Origin of the sequence: Lysinibacillus sp. NPDC097231, assembly GCF_044761885.1 — a bacterium.
Classification (GTDB): domain Bacteria; phylum Bacillota; class Bacilli; order Bacillales_A; family Planococcaceae; genus Lysinibacillus.
Window position 1 is genome coordinate 1 of the sequence record NZ_JBIWDH010000023.1, and the last position, 22914, is coordinate 22914.

Sequence of the window (22914 nt, forward strand, 5' to 3'; positions counted from 1 at the left end):
AGTTCTGCTCCATCTAGTTGTTATGTTCATTATAAATAAAAGTACCCTGTAAGAGAGACTTTTTTTAAGTGTCTATCTTATAGGGTACATTTTAAAAATCATTCGAGGCTTTTTTTGCTCATTAGCCCTTCTTGTACTAGCTGTCCTCTATGCAGGATTAATCTTAGGTGCATTATTGTCAATACTAGCTGGTATTTTGCGGACATTTGGTCTTGAACAAATAAAGATGAGTATATGGAGTGGTATTGACCTTCCAGTTATTTTCAGTATACCCCTAGCCCTTCTCGTAGCTCTATTGCTATTCTTTTGTTCAATGTATGTCAAACGCTCTATCCAATTCTGTCTATCGAAGTTAAAGTTTCAAATATAAAGCACGCCTTTTAAAAAGTGTGCTTCTAAAAGGACTCCTTTATAGGGTCCTTTTATTTGTTGATAAAACTTTTTTTCATAAAATCATTATAATTTTGTCATTAATTAAAGCCTATTTTAATATATTAGTTAATATGGATGTTAGTTCTCACTACATCTTATTTTAGAAAATGTAATTCTCTCCCTAAATAAAAAATAGAACCTTCAATCCAAAATTAGATTGAAGGTTCTATATTATATGATGTAGAAACAATCGCTTACAGCCTCTGTTTCTATATCAAAATTTATTTAAACGAAGCGCTTCGTCTGTTGATGCAGTAATTTCTTTAAACAGCTCTGGATTTTCTGCTAATGATTTGCCATAAGATGGGATCATTTCTTTAATTTTCGCTTCCCATTCTTTAACATGTTGAGGGAAGCATTTATTGATTACCTCAAGCATAACGTGTACAGCAGTAGAAGCACCCGGAGAAGCTCCAAGTAATGCAGCGATTGAGCCATCGTCAGCACTTACAACTTCCGTACCGAATTGAAGTGTACCTTTACCACCAGCTTCAGTATCTTTGATAACTTGTACACGTTGACCAGCTACAATAATATCCCAATCATCGCTCTTAGCATTCGGGATGAATTCACGTAGCTCTTCCATTCGTTGTTCTTTAGATAACATAAGTTGTTGGATTAAATATTTTGTTAATCCCATTTCTTTAACCCCTGCCGCTAATAACGTTGTAATATTATGCGGTTTTATAGAAGCAAATAAATCCATATTTGAACCTGTTTTTAAAAACTTAGGTGAGAAACCTGCGAACGGTCCAAATAGTAATGATTTTTTGTTATCAATATAACGTGTATCAAGATGCGGAACAGACATTGGTGGAGCACCAACTTTAGCTTTTCCGTATACTTTCGCATGATGTTGTTCAGCAACTTCTTGGTTTTTACATACTAAGAATAACCCACTGATTGGGAATCCACCAATGTGTTTTCCTTCAGGAATACCTGTTTTTTGTAATAATTCTAGGCTTCCTCCACCAGCTCCAAGGAAGACAAATTTTGCTGTATGGTATTCCATTTTACAGCCATTCTTGTCGTGCACTCGTACTTCCCATGAACCATCGCTATTACGTTTCATGCTTTCAACACTATGATTGTAGTTGATGTCAACGTCTTTAGTTTTTAAGTGATCGAATAACATACGTGTTAATGCACCAAAGTTAACATCTGTACCAGTGTCAATTTTTGTCGCAGCGATCGCTTCATCTGCTGGACGATCCTGCATAATAAGTGGAATCCATTCCTTTAGTTTTTCTGGGTCATCAGAAAATTCCATACCTTGGAATAAAGGATTTTTTGTCATCGTTTCATGACGTTTTTTTAGAAACTCTACATTGTCTTTACCTTGTACTAAACTCATGTGAGGTAAAGGCATAATGAAGTCTTGTGGATTACTGATCAGTTGGTTGTTCACAAGATAAGACCAAAATTGTCTTGAAACCTGGAACTGTTCATTAACGTTAATCGCTTTGCTAATATCGATTGATCCGTCTTTTTTCTCTGAAGTGTAGTTAAGCTCACAAAGTGCCGCATGCCCAGTTCCCGCATTATTTAATTCGTGAGAACTTTCTTCACCAGCTTTATCGAGCTGCTCAAACACTGTAATTTTCCAATCTGGCGCTAATTCTTTGAGAATTGTCCCCAAAGTAGCACTCATGATTCCGGCACCAATTAAGATAACATCTGATTTAATTTGTCTGTTACTCATTTTTACCTTCCTTATATATTAAGATTTGCAGAAAGGATGTAAGCTCTCCCGCTTAGATGTCACAGTAAGCCATAGAGCAACCAAGGAGCACACCTATTCTGTATCAATTATTACCTTATTGCAGTTTATCACAATTAGTTCAAGAATAAAATATCAACTATTTATATGAGAGTTATCCGTTTTTTTCGAGACTTCTCGTTCATAATTCAAGCAAAAAACCCCTTATTTACTTATCCATAATGCCAGTTATTTTTTTGTGTTTATGGAATTATTAACCTAAAAATGGTTAGCGCTTTCATATAAATAAGTCTTTTTGATTATTATATCTATATAATAACACAAAAACATGGAACTAGTCTTGTTTTTGTACTAGCTCCACTCCACATTTAAATATACCGAATTTTCTTTAAATTATCCAGTGTTATTTTAAAATTATTGCTAATAATAGGAGCATAAATCTCTTGCTATATGTTTAGTCATTTTTAGAAGCCCCATATTAACTCCTTCAATCTCAGCTTATCTGTTTCATGGATGCTATTTAAAACACTCTTTTTATTTTTTCTAATTTCGGCTCATTTCATTCATCATATTTTTTGGTTTGACCAAATTTCGTGTCATTTTTTCATCCATTTATTATTTTAAAATAATCTAATACAATCATACTGGTCAGTTAAAGTTTTCTAATTTATTGGGGCTGTATTTGGTGTTTATTCTTTCTGGACAATTTGAAATAAAGGTCGAGAAAGCGAGGCGCAAACCTTACTTTCTCGACCTTTTTATTTTTATGAATTAATAGGTATTGTAACCTCTAGCTCAGGAATGTATTGAATCTTTGGTTTATTATTTTCATCCATTTGAAAAGTACCTTTTGGATATTCATTAAAGAGATGTATATATGGCTTAAGGGTTATTGTCTTTGGAATGGATTCAAAAGGTGTGTATCGATGATCCATAATCATATCGCTACCATTTGACTCATACGAACCACGGCCACCTATTAGTTCTAGTTTATGCCCTTGTTCATCAACAACATCTATTCCCATTGTTAGCTCTGCGACGGGTGAATTGTCTGTTAAAATGGTTCTTGTCGTTATATTAGTTGTAATAGGAGTAAGCTGGATCTTTTCAATAGTAAAATGAATATTATCATATTGTCGACTTACATTAGGTTGTAAAGTTACGTTGTCTTCGATTTTAGTTATCACAGGAATATCAATTATTAAAGGGTTCTGTATACCCGTTATTGTAGTACTCAATGTTAAATCAAACTGTTCTGGGAAAGGGCGACCTCCTTGATTGCTAAGATCCGAAAATTCAATAATTACAGAATCATTATCTTTACCTGGTTTAATATAATATCCGATATGACGAAGTGAATTTTCATTGGCAAAGGAATTAATAGGAGCATCATTAATGAACATATCGATACCACTAATACTATCCTGTAAAGTTTCTTTCTCATTTTCTATATGGGGGCGTTCAATAGCAATTGAAACACGCGTACCGTCATACACTACTTCCGATACATTTAATGTAAAGCCCTCAGAAGTAACACTTGTATGAAGTTTCGTTGAGAGTCCTTTTTCATCAGCCGTTTTCAGGCCAAGATCACCCGCAAATTTAAAAATAGATGATAGTATGGGAACTTCTTTTAGCGTCGCAGCCATCGTTGGTGAAATTAAGCTAGTGACAAATAAAAGGCTAAAAACCATTGCGGCTGAGGCTGTTATCATCATTACTCTTTGACGCATTTTCTTATGGGTTCTAGATCTTTCTGGCTGCTTTGTATAACGATTGCTTTCGAATTTGTTCATTGTACGATCAACAAGATCAATTTCTAAGGGTGTTTCTCGTATAAATCTTTCTAACTGATCTAACTCTTTATCCTCCAGTTTTGAACGAGTGCTCATAAATTTCTCCTCCTAACTTAGTTTCTTTCATTAATTTTTTACGTAATCGTTCATATTTTTTTCGCACAGTTGTTGGTTTTAGATCCATAATAGAGCCAATTTCATCAAAGCTATACTCCTCTATGGAGCGAAGGAGCAGAATTCTTTTTTCGTCCACCTTTAATTTTTCTAATAACTCATGAATGATATCGTCGTAGCTATATGTTTGTCTTTGAGACTGATCGTAAGCGTAGTCCTTTTTAAAACCTGTCCAAAATTTGTTGCCTTTGTTTTTCTTTTTGATTAAATCGATACAGTGATGATGGGCAATTTTATAAAGCCATGCTGAAAAAGAGACAGTATAAGAAAAGTTACTGATATTCTCCAACCCTTTTATAAAAATGTCCTGTGAAGCATCCTCTGCTTCTTCTTTGCTTCCTAGTAGATAGTAGCAGTAAATATAGATTTGTTTTTGAAAACGACGTATGATTTCGGTATAGGCTTGGGTATCACCTGTTTGAACTTGTTCCACAATAGATTTTATATCTAAATCGGCATTCTCTAGGAATTTCTCCGGTGCAGTCACTTGTATCCCTCCTTTCTAACTTATATAACTGAAATCAATAGGGATTTGTGACAACTACGAATAAAAAACATTGGGGGAAAAAAATAATATGTATATCTATAAAAAAATAACAGAAAACTCATTTTAAAATAAGTCTTCTGTTACTTCTATTTTTAATATACCAATATTACCCATCAATTACCGTTAAATTCTTCAACCTTCATAACCTTGTGCTTAAATTCATAACTGACAATCACATTTTCTATAGTCGCCGTATCATTGTATGAAAGGCTACTCTCAAACTCTAAAATATCATTGTCCTTCCATCTGATGTTATTTACATAACTATAATTCTCATGATCTATACGAATCCAAGTATCTAATGCTTTTTGTGCACCATATTTGACTCTTGCTGATTCTACTAACTCTGGACTATGCATTCTTTCTTCGACATTCATCACTTCAACGAATTCACTTTTGTTAGAGCATGTTACTATCGCAACTAATTTTTGATTGGGTGAGGGAATGATTTCTTTAATATACATAGATGGATTAGAGAAACTAAAATACGTTTCAAGTACATTATTTTTTATTCTCCAAATGACATTTTGACTTCCGTAATCAGAGTAGTTGTTAAATAACGTAAACATTATGCTACCATCCGCAAATTTATAAACATACTGACTTTGATAACTTTGTGACAAAATATCGACTGCAAAGGTAGCCGCATCAGCGATCTTTTTGTTATCACTTTTCATAAAGGGCTTGATTGCTGTTAGTGCTTTATTTTTCATTTTTGGGTCATTAAAGCTCTCTATCAGCCTATTAATGGCAATATAGACATATTCATCATTATCACTTTTTAAAGCACTAAGAAATTTATCCGCATCATATTTAGTAGCTGGCACTAGCTCCATATCTTCTGCTGTCAAATAGCGAATGTAGAGCTCTGCATTTTGATTTTTATAGTATGCTGCCGCCAATGAAGCAGTAGAGACTGAGCTAAAAATCATCAGACATAAAGCTACAGCCACCCACTTTTTAGAGATACGTTTTTTTCTTTTCTCTATTCCGCCTTGCCTAGCCGCTTCAATTAATTCCTCATCAATTAATCCTATCTCTTTATACAAATCTTCTTTTTTCATATGTTTACCCCCTCCTTTTCCAGATAAAATCTAAGTTTATTTCTTGTCCTAAATAATATGGACTTCACTTTACTACTACTCATATCAAATTGCCTAGAAAGCTCTGCGATTGAATCTGAATACCAATATCTTTTAATAAAGATATTTCTGGATTGTACATCAATAGTGTATAAAAATTTGTTAATATAATTTGCTATTTCACCAGCCTCGTACTCTGCTTCTACAGTATGAATGGAGGCAATACATTCCTCCAGCTCTGCTAGAATAACTTCGAACTCACTATTCCTCTTTTTCGCCGTATTATAACCATGTTTATCAAGTGCAATATTACGGGTAATCCTTCCGAGAAATACGGAGAATTTTCTAGGAATATTAGGCGGTATTGTATTCCATGCTGCCAGGTATGTATCATTTTCGCATTCTTCAATATCACTATAATTTGAAAGTATATTCCTCGCAATCACTCGGCAGTAAGCCCCGTATTTCTTCTTCGTTTCCAAAATAGCTTGCTGTGAACGCTGTAAGTATAAATAAACTATGCTTTCATCTTCCATTTTAATTTTTCTCCTTTGATTTTGCTCTTACCTATATAGTAGGAGATCTACAAGATTGGTTGCACATATGGTCATTATTTTTCATCAATTTCGCCTTGGCGTAATTGCGTCTGGATTTTGAATTGTGCCTGCACAATTCATTCCTTTGAAAATCCGTGACATCCCCCGGAGGCTTTGGTCCAACACGATGTTGGTCATTCAGGCGTTTTCACAGGATGTGAAGTTTTTAGCCTGAGTTCCACTATTTCAGTAGGTGTTTGGACACCCACTGAAAAGGAATAAAAACCGCATTCATCTCACCTCAAGCAAAAGGTGGGAGTCTTCTGTATCTGCGCTGTCGCTATGCTTTCGCGCATAAAACATTTGCCGCTACGCTTTCGATACAAAAAAACATTTGCTGAATGAAGATAAAAAATAATCCTAGCACATACAAGGATGGGCTAGGATTGTAGGTATTATTCTTAATTGGACAACCACTTAAAAAGTAATCAAAATAGCATTCATCTCACCACCTGGAGTCTTCTGTATCTGTCACTGTACTTTCGCGCAAAAAACATTTGCTGAATGAAGATAAAACTTTTTAAATTGTTATAAAGGGATTAAAAGTCTAATATTCCAGTACAATAGCTATTTCTTATCTAAAAAATGTTCGCCAAATAGGTTTGAATGGATTCGGGTAATATTTGAAAGAATAATCCTTCATATTTAATATCAAGTAATCCAGCAATGAAAATAATAACAATCATTAAAAATATAAAAGGTTTCTTATTTTTAGAAATCCAGTTCAATAGATTCCACTCCTCTGAAAAAATAACATGTTAGTTAGTAAATTACGTATTGATCCAAGCATACTAAATATATACTAACCCTCTTCATGATAAAAGTAGAAGTCCAGTTGATTCTCTATCACCCTTATTGGAAATGCTACATAAAATAAAATGATACTTTTATGTTTAGTTGTAGAGCAGAGAAGGGAGTAATTATGGTAAATTTTAAATTTTTCCGTGGAATGGTTACACAGATTGAGGATTTTACAATTGGGCAAAATGGGGAAAGGGAAGGTTGTTATAAGCTTATGACAGTAGGAGATAGTGCTGGCGGTATCGTCAATTTTGTCGTCTCACCTTCTTCTTATTTTGTAAACCAAGAAATTGTTACTCTCGGTGATCAGATTACTGGATATTATGATGGAGATGCACCTGTACCTTTGATATACCCACCACAGTATCGGGCACTGATCGTGGTAAAGGAAAGCAACTACCAAAATGTTAAAGTAGACTTTTTTAATAGTCAGTTAGTGAGTAGTGATGGCCAATTACAATTAAATCTCTCCCCTTCCACTATTATCTTACTTAAAAATGGTCAGCCTTTTTCAAAATATCCTGCAAATCGAAATCTTATTGTCATCTATGGCCCTACTACAAGAAGTATTCCTGGGCAAACCACGCCATATAAAATAATCGTTTGGTGTTAATTTCTTTGAAAAAAATTTAAACGGCTAATTCCCTAAACAACAGGACTAAAGCCGTTTAAATCTGTATATCCTATTTCTCTTTTATGTTTTCTTTCATGTCATGTAATTGCTGCTTAATCTCCTCTAGGTACTCTTTATTTTGCTGAACTGTATCCAAATGCTCCCCATATTGCTCTGCATTGAAACGTGCATTTTCTGCATGTCCTATTTGATTGAAAGCATGCTCTATCGCTATTTCCTCCGGATGTGACTGTGCATGCTTTAATAAACGATCTGCCTTTTGAACAGAGTTACTAAACAAAGTACTAGGATGGTCCTGCTTCCAACTTGTATCTGAGTGCTTAGCCAATTTATGCATCTTCCCTTCATGACAAATAATAAATACGGTATAGCTGTAGTATTATGAAATATCCAGAAAATATGCATGAATGAAAAAGGAAATAACCAAATGAGATGAAATAGCTTATTATTTCCCAGGTTATAAAATTGATAAAAAATGTAGGAACATAGGCTCATACCTTAGTTCTCCATCTAAAAACTACCTTTACATTCATTGACATAAGCAAGCTTCAGTCATGTATGGTTATTCTAATAACATTTTTTATTCTTTATGGATAGGAACTATAATTGGTTTAATCGTATATGGTTCTTTTATAAGTTCCAGTGCTCCCGTACTGTCTTTGATTTTGTAAACACCTACTACAGGAGTAATCATTATCGATGTTGCTTGTTCATCAAAACTTTTTGCTATAATACGTGAGAAATTTTTACGTCCTTCGAAATCTGTACTATGACCTGCCCCTCTAAAGTGAACAATATTATACTCATTTCCTAAATTATCGGACATAATATAGTCGATTAATACGCCACGCCAATCTCCATCATCTTTTGCTACTAAAACCTCTTCTGAAAAATAAAGTGCTGTAGAAATAGGTGTTTTTGTTATTTTTGTAACTGCTACCTTTAAACCCTCAGCTTCCGTTTTCATACTGTCTTTTGTAATTAGTTGAGTTTCACTTTCAAGCTTAGCTAAATTGAAATTAAATGCCCAGTTTCCTGCTACTGAATTATTCCCATTATTTAAATCAACAATTCGATCTCCTCGAAAATTAATGTGAACTTCTTCTGGTTTCGAACCTTCAAGTAGTTCAAAAATATATAAAACAGCATACTCATTGTCATTTATTTTTTGAACTATATAATTGGTCGCATATCCACTATATTTATATCGATTTCCAAATTCATCAGCAGTTAGTTCACCATCTTCACCCTCTAAGATTGGCCTTTCCCCTAAATTCCTTTCACTTTTTATTGTGTAAGCAATCGTAATATTTTCTCCATCGTAAACGGCATCTGTTACCGTTACTTCTACATCATTGCTTGCTTGGCTCATTTCAATATTTTTAGAATGCTCGTTATAATTGTCGAATACATATCTCTCGTCATCAATGAATAGCTCAAATATATTTCCGATTATCGGAATGTTTGCTGCAAATGTAGGGAATGTATAGCCGATTGTAATACTAGAAGCAATAAAAAAGGTAGCTACAGCTACAAGATTTCTTGTAAGGTGCTTTTTCTTCTTTGTTTTCATTACATTTTTTTTAATTCGCTCTTTCTCAAGAGTGCTCACTTCCATCGGTTCTATATTAATATTTATATTTACACGATTAAATTGTTCATATAACTTTTTCATATCACACTTCCTCCTAAGCGAATCTGTTGCAACCTTTTTTTTCCACGATATAATCGGTTATCAATAGCGGCTTTTGTTAAACCATAATGCTCAGCAATTTCTTCGTTTTTCATATTTAAGAAGTATTTCATCGTAAAAATATCACGGTCTAATTGCTCTAATTGGCTCATCATTTTTAGTAACTCTTCTGTAGATGTCTTTATCAAATATTCTTCTTCAGCGGATTTGACAGCATCATTTTTTTCATCTATCTCATAAAAAAATGGTGTTTTAGATAATTTTCTTTGTTTAGTAATTGCTTTAAACTTTGCTATCGTGCAAATCCATTTTCTAAAATCCTCTTTATCTCCTTTAAATTGCTTAGCATTTTCATAAACACCCAAAAATGTATCACTTACACATTCTTCTATTATTTGAGGATCATTATAAGATTTTAGAGCATTGTATATTACTGCTTTTACGATACCGACATATTCGTCTATTACATATTGAAGTGCTTCTTCTCGCTTTTTCTTAAGATGCTTTATAAAGTTTTCACTTGTTATCCTCATACAAACACCCTTTCTTAAACCGTTAATGCCCTACACTTAAAATATCGCAAAAAATCAAATTTCTTCTCACAATAACTCAAAAATATTGCGATTTTTTAAAATAATGGAAAAATTATATATCAAAATACTGAACGAGTGTATAAGATTTTTACATTCTAATAGGAATTTAACTACTTATGATATACTCACCTTTACTATTCGAAGTGTGATTTTACGCTTTCAATAAATAAAAGAACTAAGGCCCATACCCTAGTTCTTCCTCATTGTTCCCCTTTATTTCTTTTACCTAGTCTCTAAACCCTAAATGTTTTTAAGGGCTTACACTAAACACCAAACTCTATGAGAATCCAGTACAGTTTAAATAAACAAAGATTAGAAAATAGCACGACTTAGTTTACTGTACAACCAAGCTCTATTAAAAAGCATATCTTATAGTATCCTAACAAAAGGAGGTGATAATATGGTGCAAGTCCTTGATTACCAAGCAACTGAACCTCTAAGCAGTTTTAACCCAGACAATGCTTTTACAATTCCACAAGCTCCATTTAGAGTTATTTTAGCATCGATTCAAATAAACATCCCCGCTATTGCTACAAGAAATAATCGCGTTGAGCTAATTTCAACTGTGGGTGTGGCAGGAATTACGAATATTTCTCAAGTTGTATTCAGAATCTTCCGTAATGGGAAAGAAATCTTTAATACTCAAGATGGGGTAGAATCAGCTGATTCAGAACAAAACTACACCTTTACATTCCAAGCCATTGATTCCAATTTAATAGCTGGCCCTAACTTCTATCAGCTTACCGTTGAGAATATTACACCCAACACACAAGCAGACATTGTTGGACCCATTTCATTTAGTGGCCTAGCTATAAAAAGTTAACGAACTAACCCTTTCTTCGCATCTTGATCATGTTTATGCCCAGTCAAATCTGTGGCAAACATGATTGAATTTTTTAGTATTAATCTTGTAAAATGCATGTCTAGTGACACATTAAATAAGAATTAAAAAAGGCTGTATAGAAGTAAAAACTTCCTATGCAGCCTCTTTTATTCACTTATATTTAGAAAAGTATGAATTTCTATAAGTTAAGAAGGTAAATATTTACTACTGTGCTACTTTATCAACCTCGTATTGATAATTCATTCCCTTATTATTCGTTTTCGTATATTCAGCGATATTTTCTAATTTTTCAGCTACTACATTTTCTTTGCTCACACCTAGGTAGCTTGCTGTACTTGATAAATCTGCGAAGTGGAAAAGATTCCAACCCATGATTCCTTTGGCTGTTTCACCATTTTTAAATTTTACAGTTACTGCATTTTCAACTGCAATCCAGTTATTTAAGCGTGGTGCTGCTGCACTATAATCACGAACATATTTATTAGTAAATGCTATACCATTTGCATGTTCTTGATGGTACATGCATCCGATTCTACAAAAATAATGTGTAGTTCCTTCTTGGTCAATCGCTTTGGCAGAATACACTTTATTTGGGTCAGTGTTATAAAGATCCATACGACATACTTCACAATGTACACCCGTTTGTGTTACTTCTGTAAATTCAGAAATTCCATCGATAGTAATTGTTTTAACTGCTTTATTCCCAAATTTGTCTTCAGCATACACCGTATAAACACCATTTTTTAGCGCAATAATTTTATCCTTTTGATTTGCATTTTGTAATGGTGCTATTCTTGAACCTTTATCTACGAAGTATTCTACCTCTTTATTTCCATATGCCCATTTTTGATCATGAATCCCAGTATCGTCAGTAGTTGAAACTTGTATTTTTTTACTTACTGCTGTTACATCACTTTCAGGTATTGAAAGTGTTATTGCTGGTGCCGTTCTATCGATATTTGTTATTATGATTGATTTTGTTCTTTTATTACCATCATTGTCTAAAGCATAAACTGTATATGTTCCATTTTCACTTACTGTAAATGAGTTATCTGTCAATGTTTTGCCTGTGCCAGCAATCGAAAATTTATTTGCAGGCTTTGTACCAATTAACCATTTTTTCAAGGTCACTTTCTTATTATCTGTAACATCGACATTCACTGTGACATCTGTATTCGTTTGATTTGTCGTGCTCGCATTTAATACAATACTTGGTGCCTCTTTATTATATTTTTCCAGAGCACTAGTTTTAATTGTATTTAAATCAACCTTTTTTAATGTTACGTTGTTTTTCGTTTTATAAGCTTTTATATATTTATCTGCATCTGCTTCTTCTGAGAAATAAATATATTTTGAAGCATTAGTTTTAACAATAGTTACTGAATCTAACGCAACCCATTTTTTTGTACTATAATCCTGAACTTTTTTTGTGAGTGTGACCCCTTCATTTAATTCATCATATAACAAAGAAAATACATTCTTATAATAAACTACTCCTCCATTTTTAATAGCTTGGACATCTGTAGTTGCTGCAAATGCAGTTGAATTTTGATTACCATTTAAAAATGCTACTAAAATTATACATATAAGCAAACCAAATCTTAAATATTTTCCCATTTTATATATTTTCCTTTCTAATTTTATTGTGTTTTTACACATACTTATTGATATTTCTGAACACTCTCTTTTTGAACAGTTTTAAACGGGACAATCTTTGTACCTGAATGTTTGGCTATATAATTCTTCGCATCAGCTGCCTTATCAAAATATATATAACCATCGTCCATTGGTGAAGCTAGCGATGTTTTAACATAAGTCGCCTTTTCAGCTTGAACCCACTTCAATGTTTTGTAATCACGAACATACTTTTTATTTGTTGTTTTATTTTTTACTTCATCGTATAAAAGACAACCAATGTCATCGTAATAAACCACCTTACCTTTCTTATTAATTGCCTGTGCTGAAAAAACACCCATTTTATCTTTTTTTTGGTACACAACCATATTACAAAATGCGCAATTTGTATTTTTAGGTACATCTTTTTCTAAACTAGACTCAGCTGCCTCAGCATTCATTTTGTGATAATTGTCTATAAAACCTACGGTGAAGATACTTAACAATATAGCTACTAATACGAATAGTTTTTTCAATGTTTACATTCTCCTTTCAATTTCTAATAATACAGCGCAGATGTGAAATAAGATGAAAATAACTGTGAAATAATAGAAAAATTTAACTTAAATATGGATCATACCCATAATCTAGATTTAACCTTGTGAATACTCAAAAGTTTTACAATTCACTATAGTATAAAAGCGAAAAATCACGTTAGGAATTTTCGCTTTGTGTTATCAGTTTATTAAATTAAATTAAATTTATTTTACAATTACCCTTTTTAAATTTTAAAGGGAACCGAATATCTTAAATAGAGGTCATACGAAAATATGAACTTCCTTACACAATAGTGAACGTTGGTCTCACCCATATGCAATAGAACAACTGTAAAAGAAAATACACAAGCTTTCTTGAGCATGTCTTCAAAAACTTAAATTACTTGTGATACGGTTCTCCTGATCGATTAAGTGAGATTTTAAAAAAAGCACATTACCTCAATAAATCACAATTCCTTTGTCTAGAACAGATTTATTTTGCACCTGATTTCCTAAAATATATAACTTTTTCAAATTAGGCAGATTCACTAAAGGCTCCACATTTGAAACGGCGTTATTTTCCAAATGAAGTACCTCAATTTGTTGCCAATTTTCCATAAAACTTAATGATTGTAGTGAACTATCTTGTATAGTGAATGAACGCAGGGCTGCAAGGCCAGCAAAGTAAGGCATAACCTTATCAATTTCATGCACCCAGTCACCATTATCTATTCGAAAAGATACATCATTCAAAGTTAAATGTTCCAGTATATTATTGTTAAACGAATTTTGACTATTAATTTGAAATCTACACTCATTACAATTTAACGTTTTTACATGCTGTAAATTGAATAATTCACTTGTCTCTTCATAAAAAGCTGTCTCATTTAAATTTATTGTTTGCAGATTTGGTAGACGATTTAAAGAACGGATGCCTATAAAATCGCCAGACTCCATTGCTATAAGTTGTTCTAGTTGTGGGTATTTCAGTAAATCTGCTCCATTCAAATACGACTGTGCCCCACTTATAACAACAGTCAAATCTTTTAAAGCAGGTGCCTCTAGCTTGGGTAGGAAAGTACTTGTTAATTCCGCTTTCTTTAAATGGGGTGCTACAACCGATGCTATTTGGCCACTATAACCAGTTATCGATAAATCGGTCAGTGAAGTCAGGCTGTTCACAATATCGAGCAATTCTAATTTATAAAGAGAAGCTAAACGCAGCTTTGTCAATGAAGACTTATTTCTAAGGCGTTCTAAATTTGTAATATCCATATTTTCAAGATCAAGCGATTGCAAGTTGGGCATGTTTTGTATAAAATCAAGCGTTTTTAAATTTCTTATTGATGTAAGCTTCAATTCTTGTAATTGATTCAGTGAATAGAACGAGCTAAAATCTGTTGCTTCACTAATATCTATTGCTAACGACTCTAAATCAGTTAATGAAGATAACCACTTCAAATCATTGGCAGATCTTAAAGACAATGATTTTAATGGCAGTTGATTCAAAAGAGGGAAGTCTGTAACCGTCTCGGTGTAATACGAAATTTCAAGTGATTGAAGATTAGGAAACTCTAATAATAAAGCAAGTTCATCATTACTTCGAATTTGGATAGAGAGCTCTACAACATTAGACTTATCGCTAAAATATTCAGCAATTTTACTAAATGATTCATTAAAGCTACCTGTATAGCTTTTTAAATCTTCCAGATGTCGGAAGCTTACCTTTTCATTTTGTGATATTTCATAATCGCCCATCAAATTCAATACCGTCAGACCAGTGAAGGCTTCAAAATCTTTTTGTTCGATTTTTTGCGTATTTAATAACTTATCCATAATAATATAGTTAGAAATTTCGGCTTGCTTATTTGTAAATGGATCGTCAAGACTGTAATCAAAATGCCACTGATTTTCAGAATAGTAGGCAGTCAAATAACGGATACTTGCGATTTCTTCTTTAGTCGGCATAGCCTCACCTTTATCAAAAATATCTTTTAAAAAGAATAAAAGAACTTCACTTTCAGGCATTTTTCGAACATACTTTTCCTCATGATTGCCGTATTCTGTTTCATTGCCGCTCAAAAGAAAATAGCCAAGGATTGCACAAAGGATTACAATCGGTACCATTAAAAGCGCTTTTAAATTTGTTTTGGGATGTGTAGCTTTATTCGCAGAAGTTGTACCATAATAATTATTAATCGTCTGATCAACATAATAGACTTTATTCTCCTTCAACATTATTTCAGTTTCACAAAAAGGACATTTGAATGATTGTTCCTCTTTATATTCAATTTTTCCATTACAATTCGGACAATTTAATTTAATGAATTCCACTGGCAGTCCCTCCCCCAGCTCTATTTTCAATTAAGCTTAGTTGTCCGAAAAATAAATGTCAATATTTACACAAAGTAACAATTATATCTCAACTTTAGACCTACAACAAAAAAGTCGCCAAGACGTTATAAATGGCGACTTTTATTTGTTTATTCACTTTTTTATACAATAAGTTCAAACCTTCTGTTTTACTATCACTTGATACGGTTCTACATGATGTTACTAAGTATGGTTTTTATACGGCACTCAAATATAAATCTAACGAAGCCTCAACTTCCTTCGCAACAAGCTCAACAAAGTCCCCATAATCCTCTGTTGTATGTCCTTTGTCTAATGCATTGTAATACGCCAAGCGATTTTCTACTCGAATAATAATTGGTGGATAGCCCGATTTCATTAACTCTAAATTTAATAACAATCTTGATGTACGACCATTTCCATCAATGAATGGGTGAATTCCAACAAAAATTGCATGTAACATCGCACCACGAACAATTGGATGTAATGCTTGTGCTTCCCCATCGTACCAACTCATTAAAGTATCCATTTGCTCCTGAATTTTGAAAGGCGGAGGCGGTGTATGAACAGCACCTGAAATAAACACTTGCTGATCGCGATACACACCTGCATAACCCTCATCGATTCCTTTTAATACTAAGCGGTGTAGATTTTTTATTTGCCACTCTGAAAAAGACTCTTCTTTTCGAACAATATCTTCAACATAAGAAATTGCATCTCGGTGGTTAATAACTTCTAAATGCTCTCGCATCGTTTTGCCACCGACTGTAATGCCTTCAAGAACTACTTTTATTTCGTTAATCGTTAAAGTATTACCTTCGATTGCGTTTGAGTTGTATGTCCATTCTAAAAATAATTTCTCTCGTAGGCTTTGAACTGTATATTTAGGCAGTGGTCGTTTGGCATCCAACTGCTGCTTTTTTAAATCAATTTGTTCGAACATTGTCTCAGCTCCTCTCAAAGCCTCTAATTTTTACGGTTTTAATATATTTATTATATACTATGTATAAATAGAAGATAAAACGACATCAAATTAAAAGTAGGTAAACCTATTGAGATTAGCAAGTTATATTTGGAACTAAAATTGAAATACCAACTGTAAATGAATTAGAAGAACATGATCAAACCTTCATTGTAGGTGGCTACTTAACAACGAAATATAATTATGAAGTATCTAGCCATTGGGAGATTTAAATATCAATACAATTGAAATTCCAGAAAAAACATTATTTCGCTTCCTATCTTAAAACCGCCTAAAACGCAGTTCAAAAGCATTTAAGGTGGTTTTTTAAGTGCGTTTTTATATATTGTTATATAATTGGTTCATCACCAAAAGATGTGGTTGACATTTTTAATTGTTAATAGTAATTGACTGGAGCGGCGCCAGTGTGACCATATGCGTCAAGTTAAGCAAGGTTGTTTGTCTACTATCCCATCTATCGGTCATTTTTTGTGCCGCTATTGCTTGAAATGGGTTTCATTTTTTGATAAACAGGGAAAATAAAAAGTATCCTGAATGAACGAGCATCACAAAATACACATTTTTCCTTCCGAAAAATGCGTATTTGTTGGAATCTCATCTCTCCAACCTCTTAATTGTTTTTTTGGGTGGTGCGCTTTCGTCCAATCGTAAACAGGATGCATTCTATTTCTTGTAGGGTACTTTGCCAGCTTGGTTGATCACGAGCGCGCCAAAGTACCCCTATTTTTGGCTGGATAGCTCGCATGGTTAGTCGTTCACTCAGAAGAATTTTCTTTTCCTGCCAAAAATAAATACGGAATTGATAGGCAAATAAAGTGCTAATTAAGAGAATAATCAGTTCTGCATAGATATGGCATTCCCATCTTGCCTGTTTCATTTTTCGGAAGTCGGCTGCCTTGAAATCACTTTTCCATGTTTTGAATAATAACTCAATTTGCCAACGATACCGATAGAATTGTACTACTTCTTCGGCCGTGATTGCTTGTGGTAGATTCGTAATTAAGGTAGAAATGCCCGACAATGCTTTGGATTTTTGCTTAATTTGACCAGGCTTAGTTTGGGCACGGCGTTTAATTCGATATTCTTGTCGTTGTTGTTCTTTTTTAGTGAAGCGATAGAGAATCAAACGCGTCGGTAATTTTTCCTCTTTCCCCAAATACACACGCGGATATTCACGCATTTCCCCTCGTTTCAGTGTTGACCACTCCTTTTCTAAATATAGCCGTTCATAAGCATACATCTTTCGAATACGTCCATCGGGGTGTCGAGGGGGATTGGGATGATCCACAAAATACGTAGTATCCACACGTGCATGAGAAATAAAAAACGCTTCTTTTTCATCGATTTTTTGAAACAGTTTATATTGAAAATAACCAAGATCTTGTAACAGTAAATCGCCTTTCTCGACCGTCTCTAAACGCTTCATACCAGAGGGGCAATCGCCTGCCTTACCGGCTTGTAGTTCGATATATGGGAAACTTCCTGTGAGGTAATCAAACTCCATTTGAAATTTAATGCCTGCTCCAACTGTACTAGGATAAGTAGCCAAACAAGTAGCTGGCAATTTAATCGATGTGCCATCAAGAATACGTATCCGCGTAAAAGGATAGTGGGTCTTCATTGGCATCTTGGCCAATGATAGTGTCGATTGTTGAGCAAACAAGCGTTGAAAAATGGTCTGAAGAAAACATACGGTCTTTTCATTGAATCGTTGGTTCAGCCCTTCTTTCGTCATGTAGACCTGTTGCTTGCTTAAATGCGCACAAAGGGTCGTGAGAGAAGGGTGCGATAAGCCTTTTGATTGTTCAAAGAGGAGCTTCATGAAGGCAGAAAGGGTTAATTTTCGTGTTCTTTGTATAAAGTTAGTCGTTGTAGCAATCTGGTGAAGTTCTTTTGGGCGGCAATACCGAGAACAGCTGCTTTAAAGAATAGGGTGCATGTGTCGGTTTCATCATACATTCCTCCTCATGTTAGTGGTTGTACTTTTCTTTACCACCAAATGAGGTTATGTAATCCTGTTATCCTTAACTTGACGCATATGGCCAGTGTGACTCCTAGGGGATTAAGCGTCACAGATGAGACCCTGCAGCGAAGCGAAGCGGCTCATCGGACGCCCCCTGGAAAGCACACTGGCAGAGCGGAAGTCAACCACAAGTTATGGTGAAGAGCCATATAATTTATCAATTGTTTAATCTTGGTTTTAAGTGATATAATATATCTACTTAATTTCAGGAGAAAAGATATGCTAATTCAAAATAATAAAGGTCTATTTACTCACAATCGATATAATCAAACGAATACAGAACTAAATAAAACCCTTAATAAATTATCCTCTGGTTATCAGATTAATAAAGCTGCCGATAATGCCGCTGGACTTGGGATAAGCGAAAAGATGAGAGGTCAAATTCGAGGTCTCGAACAAGCTGAGCAAAATGGATTAGCTGGTATATCACTTATTCAAACTGCTGAATCAGGACTTGCACAAATTCAAGATCCAAATTTACTACGTATGCGTGAACTAGCGATCCAAGCATGTAATGATACATTAACAGATCAAGATCGAGCACTTATTCAACAGGAAATAGATGCAATAAAAAAGGGAATTAACGACATAGCAAATAATACTGAATTCAATACCATTCACCCTTTACGTCAAGATAAGTTAGCAGGCTACTTCGAAATTGAAGGAGCCGATAATTATATAATGAATAAATATCTTGCTCTAAATGTTGCCCCAGATGGTAGCTTTGATTTGCGTACAAATCAAGGGTATCCAGGTAGTGAAAATGATGATAATAAAGTTTTAATTTATGGAGCTGGTCAAGGAACAACCCTGCCCTCTCTATTATTAAATGGAAGTTCTAGCTCTTTAAAAGCAAATATTTTATATCCTACTACTTTATCGAATGGCACATTTAAAACCGTTTATTCCATTAATAATATACAAATCACACAATATGTAAAATTAAAAGAAGATCAATTTGAATTTAAATATAGTATTGAAAACACAAGTAACGATTCGCAAAACGTCGGATTCTATTTTCATATGGATACAATGCTAGATAATGATGATAGAGCACCATTTATCGTCAATAATCAACAGTTGGTTAGTGAAAAATGTTATGAGGCAGGAAATGTCCCAGATTCATTTGAAGTATTTAACAATACTGGAAATGCTGAGTTAAAAGCTAAAGGAACAATTACAGGGGAAAATATCATACTATCTCCAGATGAATTTCGCGTTGGACAATATTCAAATATACAATCACCAACTTGGACAGAAAACAATCTTGATGTCGGAGATAGCGGTTATGCATTAAAATGGAATGAACGTGCTCTTGCACCAGGTGAATCTTTTGAAGTTAATACATTTTACGGATTAGGTATACCACCATCTGTAACCGAAAGTACTTGGACACCATCAACAGTTGATCCAGATCATTTGATACTACAAGTCGGACCAAATGCAGGACATCATTTTAAAGTTGTATTAACAGATGCACGAACAACTTCCCTTGGCATTAATGAACTTAATGTATTAACACGTGAAAATGCTGAAAGATCACTTGCCTACATTGATAATGCCAGTTTATATGTATCAAAAGAGCGTTCTAAATATGGTGCTTATCAAAATGCATTAGAACATATTTTAAATAATGTTAGTAACGCCAAAGAAAATCTAACTTCTGCAGAGTCTAAATTACGTGATACGGATATGGCAAAAGAGATTTCTAAATTACAAAAAGACCAAGTTTTGCTACAGTCCTCTCAATCTATGATGGCTCAAATTAATCAAATGAGCCAAGGGGTTCTAGAACTTCTTAAATAAACGGAATAGGAGCGAGTTAATTTTCGCTCCTGTTCCGTTTATTACTATATTAATACGGCGATATAGAACTCTCTATTGATTAACTCTGTAAGTGTTTGTTATTTAGAAGCAACTTTTATGATTGTTGATTCAATTTTATTTCCAGCCTTGTCTTTAACCACAACAGTTAGGCTTGTATCTGCTTTTTGGGCTTTCATCTTCACCGTGAATTTCCCTTTTGAATTTGCTTTTGCTTCCCCTAATAATGTTTTTCCGTTATAAACTTGTACAGTAGCATCTTTTTCAGTTGTACCTGTAACTGCTTTAGATTTTGCTGTTACTTTATCTACTTTAGGAGCATCAAGTGCAGTGAAATCTGGCATATTTGTTAAAGAAGGCAGACCCGAGATATAACCAATACCACCTGTTTTATTAATTCCAATTTGTTCGTCAACAGCTTTAAGTAATTCATCTTTATTAACAGCTGTAATTGACTTAGTATCTACTTCATCACCAGGATGCTGGAAATTGCTGAAAATGTATGAGAATCCATTGCGGTCATCGGCAGCAAATAATCCAGTTGCTTCCGCTCCTGCTGGAACAGATAAGACACGATCTAATTCTTTCGTATCAACATTATATGCCCAAACGTAGTTATTTGTGTGAGCTCCACTATCTTCACCAATAAAGAGTGTTCTCATTGATTCAGAGAAACTTAAGTTATCTGGATTGGCTACTTTATCTACATTTGCAGTGTTTCCAAATGAATCAGCTTCTATTAAATCTTCACCAACAACTAATCCAGACATTGATAGTGCTACATAAGAGCTATTAATAGCCTTTCCTTCGTTATCCTTTTGACCACCTTGCAAATCTAATTGATAAGTTACACCAGCTTTAATTTTTGGTAATTGAATATGGTCTGCTGGGTCTTTTCCTGTTGAATCCTTTTCCATAGCCTTACTTTGATCGGAAATTGCGATATATACTTTTTTATCCTTTTCGTTTAGTGCTACACCTTCCATTTTGTTAAATTCTGTAGTCGCACCAAGAATGGCTGCGTAACGGCGAGTTTCTAAGAAGGCTGCTGCTTTTTCTTTGCCAGGTTTAAGTTTTAAATACTCAACTTTACCTTCATTTGAATATGTTTTAATAGCTGTAAAACCATCTCTAGGTGCATCTGAAATTTCAAAAAGATCATTGAATGTAATGCCGCTATCAATAATAGCTTTCACTTCTTTATCAGTTGCATGTCCTAAATTAATCCATTGTAAATCTCCTGAACCACCGTTTTCAGTACCAATTTGTTTAAATTTGGCTGCATATAATGTACCTGATGATAAATCTTTTGCTTTGTCGGCCACATACATAAACATTCCTGTATTACCACCATCATCCCCGTAAAAAACAGTTTTGTTATCAGGCATGACTTTCGCTAACTCATGAGAGAAGCGTCCTGTACTATAATGCTTTACAACTGATGTTTTCCCGTTCTTTTCTACTGTAATTTCAGGAGTGTACCCATAGAAATAAGGATTAGCCTTTGCTTTATCTCCAAAATAGAGTTGAGAGAATGTTTCAACTTGACTTCTTACTTTCGAAGTTGGATCTAAGAAAAGTCGTGCATCTGGTTCGTACTCTTCAGAACCTAAATGTGTATTCCAAGGAGATAATGATCCGTTACATGGAATCCAAAGTCCATTTACTGCTGAAAAATCAATTTTTTCTACTTTTACAGGTTTCAATTCACCTGTTTTTTTGTCCTGTTCCAACTCAGTTAAAGACATAGATGCAGGAACTAAACCGTATGCTGATTTACCAGCAGCATCAATAGTTTGATATTCATAATGTGTAACCATATAAAGTTTCCCATTAATAGGGAGCATTAAGCTGTTTGAATCCGGAGCATCGGAAACAAAGTATTTTCCGTCTGTACTGCTTGGATCCTTAATTGGATTTCCTTTTACATCAATTGGTGTACCTGCAGGGATTTTTTTCCCTTTAACAGTCGCTACCTTATCTTCCGATTTAAATAGGTAGTTGTAGGACAACGGAAATGTTTTTACCTTTCCATTGCTATATTTCACATCAATTGTTGCGGTTGTATACGTTTTTACCATTTCTTCAATAGTTGATGGTGCTTTCATTCCATTAAATTTAACAGCTTCTATTGTTACATTTTTCTGAGCGTTCACTGCTGTCGGTGATAGTGCTGGAACTGTAATAGCTAGAGCAAGTGCTAAAGTAGCACCTTTTTTCACAAGTTTGTTATTAATCATCTAATAAGCCCCCTAGTAGAATCCTTTTGTACAGTTCTATTAAACTATGTGAATGTTAATTTACTGTTGATTTTATTTTTATTATTTATAAACATTTGATGTTACTATGGGCTCTTTTTTGTAACATCCCATGAAGAATGGCAAGATAATGAAAATTAAAAGCTAGATTGTAGCTGATTAAAGTTCAAATTTATAATATTGTTTACTAAAAACAGCACCATCCACGCATAATGGAATGGTGCTGTCTCTGTTTTTCAAAAAAAACTCACTTACTTATGATACGGTTCACCTCACCAGTTTAACTGGCGGTTTTTATATATTCAATCTTTGGTCCCCAAAATCAAGCCTAGTTACTAAACCTTTAACTCTTCTTGTAACGGTCCTTTTCGTTTAAATATATACAATTTATGAATAGGATCGCGACTAAAAGA

The 22914-nt window shown here is 34.0% G+C and carries 17 protein-coding genes and 1 pseudogene; 3 read left to right on the top strand and 15 right to left on the bottom strand.

The features are described from left to right. Positions 1-646: 646 nt before the first annotated feature. The 6 genes from ACIQXF_RS14340 to ACIQXF_RS14365 all read right to left on the bottom strand — a co-directional run bounded on the left by ACIQXF_RS14340 (position 647) and on the right by ACIQXF_RS14365 (position 7075). Positions 647-2134, bottom strand: a complete 1488-nt coding sequence (locus tag ACIQXF_RS14340; protein WP_402783815.1) for a malate:quinone oxidoreductase — start codon at positions 2132-2134, stop codon at positions 647-649. Between the two features lie 782 nt (positions 2135-2916). Continuing rightward, positions 2917-4044 carry a DUF4179 domain-containing protein gene (locus ACIQXF_RS14345; RefSeq protein WP_402783817.1) on the bottom strand — a complete coding sequence of 376 codons (1128 nt, stop codon included), beginning with the start codon at positions 4042-4044 and terminating at the stop codon, positions 2917-2919. Further along, positions 4016-4609, bottom strand: coding sequence for an RNA polymerase sigma factor (locus ACIQXF_RS14350; protein WP_402783819.1), 594 nt, complete (start codon positions 4607-4609; stop codon positions 4016-4018). Before ACIQXF_RS14350 ends, ACIQXF_RS14345 begins: the two co-directional genes overlap by 29 nt. A 173-nt stretch (positions 4610-4782) precedes the next feature. Beyond that, positions 4783-5733 (bottom strand): hypothetical protein, encoded by a 951-nt coding sequence (locus tag ACIQXF_RS14355; RefSeq protein WP_402783821.1) that lies wholly within the window; start codon positions 5731-5733, stop codon positions 4783-4785. Beyond that, positions 5730-6287 carry an RNA polymerase sigma factor gene (locus ACIQXF_RS14360; RefSeq protein ID WP_402783823.1) on the bottom strand — a complete coding sequence of 186 codons (558 nt, stop codon included), beginning with the start codon at positions 6285-6287 and terminating at the stop codon, positions 5730-5732. Before ACIQXF_RS14360 ends, ACIQXF_RS14355 begins: the two co-directional genes overlap by 4 nt. A gap of 638 nt (positions 6288-6925) precedes the next feature. Beyond that, the gene (locus ACIQXF_RS14365; protein WP_402783825.1) at positions 6926-7075 is read right to left on the bottom strand and encodes a hypothetical protein; all 150 of its coding nucleotides are present in this window, start codon (positions 7073-7075) and stop codon (positions 6926-6928) included. 194 nt (positions 7076-7269) lie between these two features. Between ACIQXF_RS14365 and ACIQXF_RS14370 the strand changes: the two genes are divergently transcribed. After that, the gene (locus ACIQXF_RS14370; protein ID WP_402783827.1) at positions 7270-7761 is read left to right on the top strand and encodes a hypothetical protein; all 492 of its coding nucleotides are present in this window, start codon (positions 7270-7272) and stop codon (positions 7759-7761) included. Between the two features lie 70 nt (positions 7762-7831). On the opposite strand, the gene ACIQXF_RS14375 is transcribed toward ACIQXF_RS14370, so the two are convergent. The 3 genes from ACIQXF_RS14375 to ACIQXF_RS14385 all read right to left on the bottom strand — a co-directional run bounded on the left by ACIQXF_RS14375 (position 7832) and on the right by ACIQXF_RS14385 (position 10008). Continuing rightward, the gene (locus ACIQXF_RS14375; RefSeq protein WP_402783829.1) at positions 7832-8110 is read right to left on the bottom strand and encodes a hypothetical protein; all 279 of its coding nucleotides are present in this window, start codon (positions 8108-8110) and stop codon (positions 7832-7834) included. A 252-nt stretch (positions 8111-8362) separates the two neighbouring features. Further along, positions 8363-9457: a DUF4179 domain-containing protein gene (locus tag ACIQXF_RS14380; RefSeq protein ID WP_402783831.1), complete on the bottom strand. Its 1095-nt coding sequence runs from the start codon at positions 9455-9457 to the stop codon at positions 8363-8365. Continuing rightward, positions 9454-10008: a sigma-70 family RNA polymerase sigma factor gene (locus ACIQXF_RS14385; protein ID WP_402783833.1), complete on the bottom strand. Its 555-nt coding sequence runs from the start codon at positions 10006-10008 to the stop codon at positions 9454-9456. Before ACIQXF_RS14385 ends, ACIQXF_RS14380 begins: the two co-directional genes overlap by 4 nt. Positions 10009-10468: 460 nt before the next feature. On the opposite strand from ACIQXF_RS14385, the gene ACIQXF_RS14390 reads away from it, so the two are divergent. Continuing rightward, positions 10469-10891 (top strand): exosporium protein C, encoded by a 423-nt coding sequence (locus ACIQXF_RS14390; RefSeq protein ID WP_402783835.1) that lies wholly within the window; start codon positions 10469-10471, stop codon positions 10889-10891. 225 nt (positions 10892-11116) lie between these two features. On the opposite strand, the gene ACIQXF_RS14395 is transcribed toward ACIQXF_RS14390, so the two are convergent. The 5 genes and pseudogenes from ACIQXF_RS14395 to ACIQXF_RS14415 form a co-directional block, all read right to left on the bottom strand. Further along, positions 11117-12529, bottom strand: coding sequence for a nitrous oxide reductase accessory protein NosL (locus tag ACIQXF_RS14395; RefSeq protein WP_402783837.1), 1413 nt, complete (start codon positions 12527-12529; stop codon positions 11117-11119). Positions 12530-12573: 44 nt separating this feature from the next. Continuing rightward, on the bottom strand, positions 12574-13062 hold the full coding sequence (locus ACIQXF_RS14400; RefSeq protein ID WP_402783839.1) for a nitrous oxide reductase accessory protein NosL: 489 nt from the start codon (positions 13060-13062) through the stop codon (positions 12574-12576). A 459-nt stretch (positions 13063-13521) separates the two neighbouring features. After that, on the bottom strand, positions 13522-15396 hold the full coding sequence (locus tag ACIQXF_RS14405) for a leucine-rich repeat domain-containing protein (RefSeq protein ID WP_402783841.1): 1875 nt from the start codon (positions 15394-15396) through the stop codon (positions 13522-13524). Between the two features lie 235 nt (positions 15397-15631). Beyond that, a complete protein-coding gene (locus tag ACIQXF_RS14410; RefSeq protein ID WP_402783843.1) occupies positions 15632-16357 on the bottom strand; it encodes a Fic family protein in 726 nt (241 codons plus the stop codon). Positions 16358-17006: 649 nt separating this feature from the next. Then, positions 17007-18293: pseudogene (locus tag ACIQXF_RS14415) on the bottom strand (IS4 family transposase); the annotation flags it as partial. Positions 18294-18638: 345 nt separating this feature from the next. Here ACIQXF_RS14415 and ACIQXF_RS14420 point away from each other — a divergent pair. Next, entirely contained in the window at positions 18639-20225 is a 1587-nt protein-coding gene (locus ACIQXF_RS14420) for a flagellin N-terminal helical domain-containing protein (RefSeq protein ID WP_402783845.1), read from the top strand. Between the two features lie 98 nt (positions 20226-20323). Here the strand turns inward: ACIQXF_RS14420 and ACIQXF_RS14425 are convergent, their stop codons facing one another. Then, complete coding sequence (locus ACIQXF_RS14425; RefSeq protein ID WP_402783847.1) at positions 20324-22483, bottom strand: alkaline phosphatase PhoX; 2160 nt, start codon at positions 22481-22483, stop codon at positions 20324-20326. Positions 22484-22914 lie beyond the last annotated feature (431 nt).

What these genes read in the sequence shown, in the direction of transcription:
- ACIQXF_RS14340 (WP_402783815.1), bottom strand. Translation starts at nt 2,134, where the DNA reads ATGAGTAACAGACAAATTAAATCAGATGTTATCTTAATTGGTGCCGGA.
- ACIQXF_RS14360 (WP_402783823.1), bottom strand. Translation starts at nt 6,287, where the DNA reads ATGGAAGATGAAAGCATAGTTTATTTATACTTACAGCGTTCACAGCAA.
- ACIQXF_RS14390 (WP_402783835.1), top strand. Translation starts at nt 10,469, where the DNA reads ATGGTGCAAGTCCTTGATTACCAAGCAACTGAACCTCTAAGCAGTTTT.
- ACIQXF_RS14345 (WP_402783817.1), bottom strand. Translation starts at nt 4,044, where the DNA reads ATGAGCACTCGTTCAAAACTGGAGGATAAAGAGTTAGATCAGTTAGAA.
- ACIQXF_RS14380 (WP_402783831.1), bottom strand. Translation starts at nt 9,457, where the DNA reads ATGAAAAAGTTATATGAACAATTTAATCGTGTAAATATAAATATTAAT.
- ACIQXF_RS14410 (WP_402783843.1), bottom strand. Translation starts at nt 16,357, where the DNA reads ATGTTCGAACAAATTGATTTAAAAAAGCAGCAGTTGGATGCCAAACGA.
- ACIQXF_RS14395 (WP_402783837.1), bottom strand. Translation starts at nt 12,529, where the DNA reads ATGGGAAAATATTTAAGATTTGGTTTGCTTATATGTATAATTTTAGTA.
- ACIQXF_RS14370 (WP_402783827.1), top strand. Translation starts at nt 7,270, where the DNA reads ATGGTAAATTTTAAATTTTTCCGTGGAATGGTTACACAGATTGAGGAT.
- ACIQXF_RS14385 (WP_402783833.1), bottom strand. Translation starts at nt 10,008, where the DNA reads ATGAGGATAACAAGTGAAAACTTTATAAAGCATCTTAAGAAAAAGCGA.
- ACIQXF_RS14355 (WP_402783821.1), bottom strand. Translation starts at nt 5,733, where the DNA reads ATGAAAAAAGAAGATTTGTATAAAGAGATAGGATTAATTGATGAGGAA.
- ACIQXF_RS14425 (WP_402783847.1), bottom strand. Translation starts at nt 22,483, where the DNA reads ATGATTAATAACAAACTTGTGAAAAAAGGTGCTACTTTAGCACTTGCT.
- ACIQXF_RS14420 (WP_402783845.1), top strand. Translation starts at nt 18,639, where the DNA reads ATGCTAATTCAAAATAATAAAGGTCTATTTACTCACAATCGATATAAT.